Annotated in this window: 8 protein-coding genes; 1 reads left to right on the top strand and 7 read right to left on the bottom strand. The window is 56.1% G+C overall.

Translation table 11 applies throughout. The annotated features are described in order from the left end of the window. Positions 1-64: 64 nt before the first annotated feature. The 4 genes from ACOZ42_RS05270 to ACOZ42_RS05255 form a co-directional block, all read right to left on the bottom strand. On the bottom strand, positions 65-2755 hold the full coding sequence (locus ACOZ42_RS05270) for a decarboxylase (RefSeq protein ID WP_426345624.1): 2691 nt from the start codon (positions 2753-2755) through the stop codon (positions 65-67). 972 nt (positions 2756-3727) lie between these two features. After that, on the bottom strand, positions 3728-4216 hold the full coding sequence (locus ACOZ42_RS05265; protein ID WP_003804742.1) for a GlcG/HbpS family heme-binding protein: 489 nt from the start codon (positions 4214-4216) through the stop codon (positions 3728-3730). Between the two features lie 116 nt (positions 4217-4332). After that, positions 4333-4941 (bottom strand): response regulator transcription factor, encoded by a 609-nt coding sequence (locus ACOZ42_RS05260; protein WP_059317920.1) that lies wholly within the window; start codon positions 4939-4941, stop codon positions 4333-4335. Next, entirely contained in the window at positions 4938-6473 is a 1536-nt protein-coding gene (locus tag ACOZ42_RS05255; RefSeq protein WP_426345623.1) for a sensor histidine kinase, read from the bottom strand. The genes ACOZ42_RS05260 and ACOZ42_RS05255 overlap by 4 nt, the downstream gene beginning before the upstream one ends. Positions 6474-6802: 329 nt before the next feature. Between ACOZ42_RS05255 and ACOZ42_RS05250 the strand changes: the two genes are divergently transcribed. Next, positions 6803-8254, top strand: a complete 1452-nt coding sequence (locus ACOZ42_RS05250) for an aldehyde dehydrogenase (protein ID WP_426345834.1) — start codon at positions 6803-6805, stop codon at positions 8252-8254. 116 nt (positions 8255-8370) lie between these two features. Here the strand turns inward: ACOZ42_RS05250 and glcF are convergent, their stop codons facing one another. From glcF to glcD, 3 genes are read right to left on the bottom strand one after another with little or no spacing between them, the layout of a single operon-like run. After that, on the bottom strand, positions 8371-9594 hold the full coding sequence (glcF, locus tag ACOZ42_RS05245; protein ID WP_003804749.1) for a glycolate oxidase subunit GlcF: 1224 nt from the start codon (positions 9592-9594) through the stop codon (positions 8371-8373). Beyond that, entirely contained in the window at positions 9579-10664 is a 1086-nt protein-coding gene (glcE, locus tag ACOZ42_RS05240) for a glycolate oxidase subunit GlcE (protein ID WP_240209361.1), read from the bottom strand. The genes glcF and glcE overlap by 16 nt, the downstream gene beginning before the upstream one ends. Next, positions 10664-12163, bottom strand: a complete 1500-nt coding sequence (gene glcD / locus ACOZ42_RS05235; RefSeq protein WP_131071424.1) for a glycolate oxidase subunit GlcD — start codon at positions 12161-12163, stop codon at positions 10664-10666. The genes glcE and glcD overlap by 1 nt, the downstream gene beginning before the upstream one ends. Positions 12164-12317 lie beyond the last annotated feature (154 nt).

The raw sequence follows: 12317 nt of genomic DNA, 5'->3' as shown, positions 1-12317 counted from the left end.
TAAGTGCACGAATTCAGGTCAGACCGGCCATAGCCGGTGCTGACCTTCTGCCCGGTTTAAGTCGTTAAACTTTCAATAACTGCAGGCCACGACTCGCTTCATAGCCGTGCACTTCCTTCACATCGAGCTTACGCATGAACTCAATGGTTTCGGCACTGATGACTTGTCCAGGCACCAGAATAGGAAAACCGGGAGGATAAGGAATCACCATCTTGGCTGACACCATAGGAGGCCCCTCGCGCAGCCGACGATCGCACTCCGGACTATTCAAACCCACGTACTCGCAATTGGTCTCTTCCCAGCTCAGGAAAAATGCATCACGAATCCTGCCTTCAACGGCTACATCGCCATTGCTGTCTTGACGAAAACTTTCATGAAAGTGACTGAAGTTTGGCAGGTCAGGAACATCGTTCATGAGGCTATCGACACGCTCTTGAAAGTGCTGACGCCCCACGTCTCCGGTTTTGTGTAGTTGATGATCCACTTCGCAGGTAATTTCCAACAAAACACGAATTAAATGCGCGACGTCACTGCGCGTATTGTTGATGTTGGACTGCAGCAAGACCGAATTGCGGGATGTCTTGTTCAGCTGGATATCAAAACGATCCGCCAATAACTGCTTCAGTTGAGTGCCATCAAAACCCGCCGTTCCACACACCAAGGTGATGCGGGTGGGGTCAAGGAAAAACTCATCGTCCCGGATACTGGTGACGGCATCGTCCCAGTTCGTGCCCGGCGCTAAAAAGTCCTTGAAATTGCTCTGGCGGTACTCGGGCGGAATCATGTCGTCTGCGCCCAGCACTCGAAAATAACGCGAAATCATCGGGTGCTTGTTCACCTGGCTGCGAATGTCCAAGGCAATTTGAATGGCATTGTTCACCAAGCCATAGCCTTCCAGCTCCATCTGGCGGCGAGCGACATCAATAGAGGCGATAAGTTGCTGATTGGGGCTTGTTGTAGCGTGCGTGAATATCGCCTCGTGCAGTTGCGGCTCAATGCGATAAAAGTCCACATCCTTGACCAGCACCATGGAACCTTGGCGAATGGCCGACATCGACTTGTGTGTGGAATTAGTTTGATATACCCGCAGGCGAACCAGTCGAGGATCCGGAACCAGATTGGCCTGCATCAGTTCATCATCGCTTGGAGTCTCGCCCAGCTCTTGCTGCTGACGCTCGTAGTGCTGCAGCGACGCCGGATCTTCCAACCAATTTTCAATGTAAGCCGCCGCCCCCATGGCCGTTCTGGGACGCAGGAACGGCGACCAGTGCGCAAATCCAAACCAGGCCTCGTCCCAAAGAAAGACAAGATCAGGCTTGATCGCCAAACATTCCATCATGACGCGCCGGGTGTTGTACACATGACCATCAAAGGTGCAGTTGGTCAGATCAACAGCACGCACCCTGTCCAGCTTGCCCTCTTGTTTCAGCTTCAGTAAGGCGCGCTTGATGTTCTTGAGCGGAACCGCACCATACATGGAGTACTCGCGCATCGGGAACGCTTCGACATAGTAGGGCAACAACCCGCCCAGAACCATGCCGTAGTGGTGCGATTTGTGGCAGTTTCGATCAACGATAATGATATCGCCGGGTCGCGCAATCGCCATCAATACCATCTTGTTGGACGTGCTGGTTCCATTGGTAACGAAAAAACAATGCTCAGCGCCAAACGCCTTGGCAGCGCGCTCCTGGGCTTTTTTGATATTGCCCGTAGGTTCCAGAAGGCTGTCCAGGCCGCCAGTCGTGGCAGAGGACTCGGCCAAGAACAGATTCAGGCCATAGAATTCGCCCATATCGCGTATCCAGTCCGATTTGAAGACGGATTTACCGCGGGCAATGGGCAAGGCATGAAAAGTGCTGACAGGCTTGCTGGCATAGCGCTTGAGATTGTCAAAAAAAGGAGTTTCGTACCGATCACGAACCCCCTCTAAAATTGACAAATGCAGCTCCATGGGCTCCTCGACCGCATAGAGTACGCGGCGCAGACACTTGGCACGCTCATCACTTGCCACCTCCTCGGGACGCAAATCGGAGAGCAAATAAATATCGAGCTCCGGACGGTAGCCCGCCAAGGTGACCGCCAGTTGCAAGGCCAAACGACTGTCGTCGAAATGAACATCAAGCTCTTTCATGGCTTGATCCAGGATAGGAACTGGCTGTTTGCTCTTAAAGCCAATGCCTTCAAAAATGGCAACCGCACAAATATTACTGTTTACCGCAATAGCACAAAATGCGTCCTGGAAATTGTCGACGACCACAGGCTCATACACAAAGTCGTCTTCTTTACGACGCTGCGCACGCAACAGCTGAACATTGCGCTCGACGCGAGCACTATTGGCTGGTGCCACAATCAACACTTCAAAGTAAGGACGCCCACCGCCCAAACCGTCTACGTCCTGACGAATATCCCTAAAGTGGTCCCCATCAGGCGTGGCCTCCCACTCGCGCGCATCATCTTTGTAATAGCGCGCCAGGATGGCGAATGAGATTCGGGTCGCCAACTCCAGAAAAGCATCCAAACGTTCGAATTCAAGATGGCCGGACAGGGTGTCCATAAGATGACGCCCCGGATAAGCATGCAGCACTTCCAGATTTCGCAAATGAAGAAACTTTTCACGAACTTCTTGTCCGTCGACTTCCTTACGCGACCATCTTTTAGTAGCAAACAAGAGTTCACGCCATAGATCGGAGCGCACAGTACCCAAGGAAAAAATCTGGTCAATCGAGGATGGGGCTGGTGTGACATCTAACTTCATGTGTTGGCTCCTGTGCCGTGGTTACTAGCAGGTAGATGAGATAAATGTGACCAAAGACGCTTGAATACTATTGTCAGATTCTTATTAAAAAACCCGGTTGTTAAAGGAGTGTGATCACTATAGCTGAGAGCCAAAAAAATTTATAAATACAAAACAAAAAATCAATTATTTAGGTGAAAACCATTACCCAGCACCTCCGAGTATGAGCAATGAGAACCATTCGAACCTGATGCTGAAAGCTGGCTGATGCTCGTTCGTGTTCTCATCCTGAGAGCCTGACCTCAGAACACAAGACTCGGGTGGACAAGACAAACACCTTAAAGCCCTAGAACACGCCTATTTACGGGCGTTGCGCAGATATCGGCACAACACTCATCAAATGGACGAAAGTCTTTTTTGGTGAAACAGGCAGACCCGGTGAGCACGTCGCCCTCCCATCAAGCACGATGGTGGCTCCGGCCTGTTTCAGGAACCTGAGGCCTGCGGTGGGATATTGAATCGAAAGTGGACTGAATCTCACAGGTCGCAGAACGCAACTCGCTAGCTCTCGCTGGGGGAATCTGCTTGGGAAATCCAAGCGTCACGCCCCCCATTTGTGCATCGCTTCAGTCGCTCAGGGAGCCGTTACGCCGACCTTACCTTTGGGGCGCGAAATGAACTACGCCAATGCCCCGCCTGTGAGGATGACCGTTCAAATGGCGCGCTCTGTCTCGCTCACCGACCAGGACGTCCCGGCGATGTTGAAATGCAACGCCCGCCACCTAAACGAGCAAGTCCACCTTATTGTGGCGGCAGATCTGCAGCCCAACGGTCTTACACACCAGTGTCTACAACAACACGCAGTTTGCCGTTCGCCCCCTTAACGGGGGGAACGGCACCTGGCTTTGAGAAGAAACTGCTTCACCCGCGCCCTGAATGCTGCCCTGAGCTTGTCAAGGCCACCTTGCTGACGCGAGCAATACGCTGGCCGGCTTATTCGGTAGCGCCAATGGCTTTGAGGCCTTCGGCTGCGCAGGCAGCATCAATATCACCAGAAGGCGCTCCGCCTACACCGATACCACCCACCAGCACCTGATCCACCTTGATGGGCAACCCGCCACCCTGAATAACCATACGCGAGTCCATATCCCGCAAACCATCGTTGGCCGGTTTGCTGGCGATAAACTCGGCCAGACCCGCTGTGCTGCGGCCCATAGCCGCAGAGGTAAATGCTTTACCTTGCGCGCTGCTGACCGTGTGTGGGCCCGAGTTATCGGCTTTCAACAACACTTTGGTCGCCCCGTCTCGGGCGACAACCGCCACGCTGACCTGATGACCTTGTGCTGCGCAGGTCTTCAAGGCGGCCTGCGCGGCCTGGGTGGCCAGTTCCAGTGGCAGGTATGGCGCGCTGGGCAGCGCTGGGGCGGCAGAGGCCATGATAGGAGCAAACAACAGAGCGGCGACAGAGAATGTACGAATCATGTGATTTCCTTTCCTGGTTAGAACGAACAAGCAAAGCTTACCGCTCAAAAAAGAAGAAACCTATTCGTAGACCTCACACTCCTCTACGTAGTTATACCGAGTGGTTTTTTTCGCCCTTATCCTTTAGCGCTTCCTTCCAACCATAGACGAGTGAGCTCCGCCTGTGATGTGGTGCCCAGTTTGGCGCCAATAGAAACACGGTGGGTATCGATCGTACGCGGTGAAAGGCACAAGGCCTCTGCAATCTGCCGGGTCGTAAAGCCTTGGGCCACCAACTCCAGTATTTGGCGCTCGCGCGGAGTAAGTGAAGCCAACAACTGCAATGTTTCCGCTTGCTGTGCCTGTTCTCGCAAATGGCGATCGAGCACATCATGCCCTTTTTGTATGGCGTCGATCAGATCCTGCTCATCAATAGGCTTGGATAAAAAATCGACGGCCCCATTTCGAAAAGCACGACGACAGGCGTCGATATCGCCATGGCCCGAGATCACAATCGTTGGCCAATCGATACCCCTGTCACGCAATTGCTCCTGCAGTTTCAAGCCCGAGATGACCGGCATACGGATGTCAAGAATCAAACATCCGGGGGCCAGTTTGGCTACCTGCGCCAGAAATCCCTGGGGGTCTGCAAACTCCGTAACGTGAATATCGACGGTAGACAAAAGCAGGCTCAAGGCGCGACGCACGGCCTCATCATCGTCAAGCAAATAAACGGGATACCTCATCCAGCAGACTCCATAGGCTCATGTTTTACCGGCAGGATAATCCGGAATGTCGTCTCGGGCGCATCCTCGAGCAAAAACACCTCACCATGAGCACGCTCTATCAGCCGCTGGCTCAATGCCAAACCAAGCCCAGTCCCATCGGGCCGACTGGTCGTAAAGGGCGTAAACAGGCTGTCCCTGAGTGCCGGCAGAACACCGGGGCCGTTATCAGCAACATCAATAATCAGCTGCGTATCTGTTTGATTAAGGCTTACGGTCACCTGGCCTGCTTCTTGCCCGGTCACGGCGTCCAGACCATTACGTACAAGATTGAAAATGACTTGTTCCATTTCCACAGGGTCCGCCTCAACCAGCACCGGATAGGAGGGCAACTCAAACATCAGCCGTGTCTTGCTCAGGGCTGCCTGAGATGCCAGTAAGGCGCGTACATTATGCAAGGCGTCGCGAATATCAAAGCAGCCTACACTCAGCGCCTGGGGACGCGACCAGTTGCGAAACCGCTCCAGAATGGCCGATGCTCGCTTCGCTTGTGCAACCGTCTCATCGAGCACCGGCAACAAGGGCGTGCTGCTTGACTGAGCAACAATCCGTCGACTGGCTTGAGTCTGCGCCAAAATAGCTGTCAGGGGCTGGGTCAGTTCATGGGCCAGGCCACTGGCCATCTCTCCCAGTGCATTGACTCGTGATGCGTGGGCCAGACGAGACTCCAGGGCGCTTAATCGCGCCTGCTCAAGCGCCAGCCGGGTGCGCACGCGCTGACGCCAGGCGGCCAAGACAACAAGATATGCCGCACTTAGCAGCAACAACACCAGTGTCGTTTCCGCCATAGGAAAAAGATCAGCGGGACCCAGTGCCATCCCCGTCGCAAGAATCAAGGGCTGGGAGGGACTGGCCAGCGCCTTGGAAAAGTACAGCTCAGCGTCTGATCCGGCCTGGCCCACAAGCAAAGGGCCCTTGGGCAGTGACAGGCGTAGAAACACGCCCGGCTCCGACCAGAAATGACTGGCATCGGCCAGCAGTTGTCTAGCGTCAATCACCAGCATCAGGCCATAGCGCGCATCAGCAGTGTTCGGGCTTCGTTTGCCCAATATATAAAAGCCGTGACGCTCAGGGTCCGCCATCAGCACCATCTGTCCCTGTGACCTCAACACCGACTCACGCAACAAGGCCGTCGTCTCGGGCGACAAAGCGCCAAGCCCGACGGGCTTCTTGCCCACTGCCAACGGGATCAGTTGTATGTCGACGATACGCGGGTAAAAATGCGCAATCGTTGCGGCAACATCCAGGAACAAGGTGTGCCCCGGATCATCCGTGGCGTTGGCAACAGCGGATAAAGCAGTTAAATGGGCATCATGCTGATCTGCCCGTTGTGAAGCCAGCCTGTAGAGAACATTGCTTTCGGTCTCCAGAGTACTGAGCAAGGATTGATAGCGCCAGCTCGCCAGGGCACCCGCCGCGAGCACCACTAACAAGCCCCAGACAAGCAGAGCGCGAATCGCAAATCGGGAGTTTAAAGGGCGCAGCAATGCCATAAACGAAGTTCAGTTGTTCTGGAGAGCAGTCTGTAGAGCATCAGAAAAGCAAAGTGAGACACGGCCCCTTTGGAAGCGAGCCTCCAAAATACCTTAAAACGGCACGGTCAGGCGGCTACATTGCATTTTGCATGAAAATGCATGGCTGCTAGTACCGGGGCAATCTCATACCGCACTATATTGGTGGAGAAAAATCCGAACTCGGGGGGCGAAGAACAGAAAGAATCCAGCCGGTTTGCAGCTGGGGCCAATCTGGGCTCGAAACCGTATGGACTTGAACAATCCCGTTTGAACTTTTCCTATTTATCCGCAGCATTGCAGGAGACATGATGAACACCTGTCAACTACTGATCAATGGCCAGCTTCGTGACGCCAGCGGTCACCAGACTTTTACACGTCAGAACCCCGTTACTGGGCAGACCGCAACGGTGGCCGCAGCCGCTCAGCCTGAGGATGTGCAGGCTGCCCTGCAAGCGGCCGAACAGGCCTTTGTGCATTGGTCAGCCCTGGGTCCGACCGAGCGCCGCTTGCGCCTGCTCAAAGCAGCGGAGCTGCTGGACGAACGTGCCGCCGAACTCATCGCCACCGTACGCCAGGAAACAGGCTCTACAGACTCTTGGTACGGTTTCAACGTGCAGTTGTCGGCCAACATCTTGCGTGAGGCTGCGGCCATGACCACGCAGATTGACGGGGCCGTCATCCCCTCGGATCTGCCCGGCAGCCTGTCGATGGGCTATCGCGTCCCCTGCGGCGTGGTGGTGAGTATCGCCCCGTGGAATGCACCCGTGATCCTGGCCACCCGGGCCATAGCCATGCCCCTGGCTTGCGGAAACACCGTCATTCTCAAAGCCTCCGAACGATGCCCGGCCACGCATGTCTTGCTGGGACAAGTGCTCAATGACGCCGGTGTGGGAGCGGGCGTGATCAACGTCATTACTCACGCTCCCGACGATGCGGCGGCGGTGGTCGAGCAGCTCATCGCCCACCCGGCCGTCAAACGCATCAACTTCACCGGCTCCACCAAAGTTGGCAGGATCATCGCCGCCACCGCCGCCCATTACCTCAAACCCGTCCTGCTGGAGCTGGGAGGCAAAGCACCGGTCATTGTGTGCGAAGACGCCGATCTGGAGCAGGCCGTCGCCGGCGTCGCCTTTGGCGCTTACTTCAACCAAGGGCAGATTTGCATGTCCACCGAACGCCTTATTGTGCATGAAGCGATTGCTTCTTCTTTTCTGGACAAACTGGTGGCCAAAATCAAGACCATCGCCGTGGGCTCGCCCGACCAGACAGACACACGCTTTGCCTATCTGGAAAGTGCCGAGTCAGCACAGCGCATCAAGTCCTTGGTAGAGGACGCGCTTGCCAAGGGGGCCACCCTGCCCTTGCCCCTGAAAATCGAGGGTGCTCTGATGCATCCGCTGATCGTCAATGACATTACCCCCGAGATGCAGCTCTATGCCACGGAATCCTTTGGCCCGGTCGTCACCATGACCCGCTACCGCGAGGACAGCGAGGCCATCCGATTGGCCAACGACAATGAATACGGCTTGGCTGCTGCCGTATTTACGCAGGACGTGAACCGGGGTCTGGCCATCGCCAGACAGATCCAAAGCGGCATCTGTCATATCAATGGCCCCACCGTCCATGATGAGGCCCAGGCTCCCTTTGGGGGTATGAAAGCCAGCGGCTATGGCCGTTTTGGCAGTAAATCCGCCATCAATGAGTTCACCGAACTGCGCTGGATTACCGTCCAGACCACACCTCGCCAATACCCGCTGTAAGTCTGGCCCCGCAGGCTCACGCCTCCCCCTGAGCGCGCTACGACGCTTGGCTGGCCCTTGGCTTTGAACCGATACCAACGCAGGACCGAGGGCTACTACGGCCCCCGGTCCTGCGGTTACGCACACAGATACTGATCCACCAGTTCTATCCAATGCTTGACCGGCGTGCGCCCTGCTCCATTCAAATGATTCCCACAGGCCATATTGGCCGTAACGATCAGATCTGGTTTGCTGCTCTCCAAGGCATCCATTTTGCGCTCACGCAGGCGTCCCGCAATCTCGGGCTGCGTCAGGGAATACGTGCCTGCCGAACCACAACATAAGTGGCTATCGGGCACTGCCCCCAGATCAAAGCCCAAGCGGGTCAACACCGCTTCGACTCGCCCGCCCAGTTTCTGCGCATGCTGCAAGGTACACGGACAATGAAAGGCCAGACGCGGACGGGTTTGCGTATTCAAGCACTGCTCCAGGGGCAACTCGTCGAGCACTTCAACCAGATCCTTGGCCAGCTCACTGACGCGGCGGGCCCGTTCCGCATAGACCGGATCATGCTTGAAGAGGTCTACGTACTCTTTCACAAAAGCACCGCAGCCGCTGGAGGTCTGCACGATTGCCAAAGCCCCCTGCTGGATCTGGGGCCACCAGGCGTCGATATTGCGACGTGCCTGCTGCAGACCCTGCTCTTGCGCACCCAGATGAAAGGAGGAAGCACCGCAACAGCCTGCCTGAGCAATCGGTGTCACACTGATGCCCAAGCGATCCAGCACCCGGGCGGTCGCCGCATTAATGGAAGGAGCCATGGCTGGCTGCACACAGCCCTCCAGCATCAGAACACGTTGGCTATGCCGGGGTGCGGGGCGCGTCAGATCCGCCGTTTGCTTGGGTGGAATTTTTTCCTGTAAGGATGAGGGCAGCAAGGGGCGCATGGCTCGCGCCACCCCGAGCAGGGCCCCCACCCGGCCCGGCTCGGGCAGAATTTGCGTCAGGGCCACACGCATGGCACGTGCTTTTAAAGAACGCTTTACTTTGGGTTCCAATGCCGCTCGCCCTATGTCCAGCAGGTTGTGATATTTCACACCCGACGGACAGGTGGTTTCACAGTTGCGACAACTCAGGCAACGGTCCAGATGGTGCTGGGTCAGTTCCGAGGTGGCATTGCCTTCCAGGAACATTTTGATCAGATAAATGCGGCCTCGCGGACCATCGAGCTCGTTGCCTTGATCCAAGTAGGTCGGACAAGTGGCATTGCAAAACCCGCAATGCACACAGGAGCGCAAAATGGCTTCAGCCTGCTCGGCTTGCGGCAGTTGCTGAGCCCATGGTGTCAGTTGTGTTTGCATGTGGACTCCGCAGAGCGAAATAAACGGCCTGGATTGAATATATGAGCGGGGTCTAGTTGCTGTTTTAAGCGCTGATGCCACTGCAACAACGCAGCGGGCAGCTTATCATTCCCGGCATCAGGCCCGCTCCAGCATCGCGCGTACCCCTGCAGGGCCCGCGCCTGTTCGTGAATCAGCTCGGCTGGAGCCTCAGACTTGAGCCAGAGCTGAGTTCCACCCCAATCGAGCAGTACCTCACCCGGCCAGCTTTGCACGGGCGCATCCACCGGTACGGCAATACGCCACAAATTCCCTGCCTGCTTAAAGAAATCCAGGCGCTGTTCACATAAATCATCCCAGTACGTCAGGTCGAGTTCCTCGCCCCCTATTTGCTCCTGGGCCAACTGTACGGAACTGTCTCCGCCTTCCAGGCGCAGATGCAGACGGCCATCCTGCCAGGCCGCTCCCGTGACAGGACGGCTTTGATCGCGCCATTGACGCAGCAAACCCGCCACATCCTGCTGTGCCACCTCCAAGACCCGTGCCGCTCGGCGTCGTGGACGTGGCAACACCTTGAAGGAAACTTCCGTAATCACTCCCAGACAACCCTGAGCGCCCACCATCAAACGTGACACGTCGTAGCCAGCCACGTTCTTCATCACCTGACCGCCAAAGCGCATGTGAGTGCCCATTCCACTAATCAGACGACAGCCCAGCACATAATCACGCAAGGCTCCCACCCAGGGACGGCGCGGTCCTGACAAGCCGCAAGCCGTTGCTCCTCCCACTGTCGCACGACCGTCAAACACGGGGGGCTCAAAGGGCAGACACTGCCCCTGTTCATTCAGGACGGCCTCCAGAGTCTTCAAGGACGTTCCCGCACGCACCGTCACGACCAGCTCGGCCGGGTCGTAATCGACCACGCCCTCATGGCCAGCCAGGCTCAAGGCCTGACCCTGTACTGCTTTGCCCAAAAAGGCTTTGGAATCTCCGCCCACGATACGCAAGGCCGTGCGATCTGCCAGCGCCTGCTTGACCTGATCGAGCAGCTCGGCACTGCGATCCTGATTGTTCTGTTCTACGGTATTCATCAGAAACGCTCCAGCTCAGGAAAGGGCACTTGTCCGTGGTGAATATGCATGCCGCCCATTTCCGCGCAGCGATGCAAGGTGGGGATGTTCTTACCGGGATTGAGCATGGTCTTGGGATCAAATGCCGCTTTAATGGCATGAAAGAATTGCAGCTCATCCTCATTGAACTGCACGCACATCTGATTGATTTTTTCTCGACCCACGCCATGCTCGCCGGTAATGGTGCCGCCCACTTCCACGCATAGTTCAAGAATCTTGCCGCCCAAAGCTTCAGCCCGCTCCAGCTCGCCTGGCTGGTTGGCATCAAACAGGATCAGCGGGTGCATATTGCCATCGCCCGCATGAAAAACGTTGGCGACGCGCAAGCCATATTCCTCGGACAACTCGGCCGTTTTTTTCAGCACATACGCTAGCTGGCGACGCGGAATCGTGCCGTCCATGCAGTAATAGTCCGGTGAGATGCGCCCCACGGCGGGAAAGGCATTCTTGCGTCCGGCCCAGAAACGCTGTCGTTCCTGCTCATCGCGTGCTACCCGCACTTCTTGCGCACCGGCTTTGAACAACACCTGTTCAACCCGGGTCACATCGTCCTGCACATCCTCGACTGCACCATCGATTTCACACAGCAAAATCGCCTGGGCATCGACAGGGTAGCCAGCGTGGATAAAGTCTTCGGCAGCGCGAATGGACATTTGATCCATCATTTCCAGTCCTGCTGGCACAATGCCTTGAGCGATGATCTGTGCCACCGCGTCAGCGGCTTTTTCCACATCGTCGAAACTGGCCAGCAGCACCACCGTACACGGTGGGCGCGCCAGCAGCTTGACCGTGATTTCCGTCACAATACCCAGCATGCCTTCAGAGCCGGTGAACAGGGCCATCAAGTCAAAGCCGGGGCTATCCAAGGCTTCCGAGCCCAGAATCAGTCGTTCGCCCGTAACGGTAATGACTTCCAGCCGCAAGATATTGTGTACAGTCAGGCCGTATTTCAGGCAGTGAACGCCGCCGGCATTCTCCGCCACATTGCCGCCAATTGAACAGGCAATCTGCGAAGAGGGGTCCGGCGCATAATACAGTCCAAAAGGCTGCGCGGCCTGAGAAATCGCGATATTGCGCACGCCGGGCTGTACACGGGCAATTCCGGCCACCGGGTCCAGGTCCAGAATCTGGTTCAGCCGGGCCATCACCAGCAAAATACCCTGCTCCAGCGGCATGGCACCACCGGACAAGCCCGTACCCGCACCGCGAGCCACTACGGGCACGCCAAGCTCATGGGCCAGACGCATCACCGCCTGCACCTGCTCCACATTACGGGGCAGCACCACCAGCAAGGGTTTACTGCGATAGACGCTCAAGCCGTCACATTCGTAAGGGTGCAGTTGCTCGTCGGTATGCAGTACCTCCAGGCCGGGAATATCATCACGTAAACGGCTAAGCAGCTGCATCTTGTCCACGCGGGGCAACACGCCGTCCAGTTTTTCGTCGTAGCGCAAACTCATGACGCCTCCTGTCTTTAAAGTCTCCTAAAGCCGATGGTCTTTGATGACGACGAGCTTGTCCAGCCACTTGCCTACTGGTCCGACCAGTTTTTACCCTAAGCAGCTCTCAGGGTTTATCTTTACACTTAAAAATCAGACAGATAGATAATCAGCT

This window comes from Alcaligenes sp. HNGD-HTN06, assembly GCF_049932565.1.
Classification (GTDB): domain Bacteria; phylum Pseudomonadota; class Gammaproteobacteria; order Burkholderiales; family Burkholderiaceae_B; genus Alcaligenes; species Alcaligenes ammonioxydans.
This window is presented reverse-complemented; position numbering and strand designations above follow the sequence as displayed.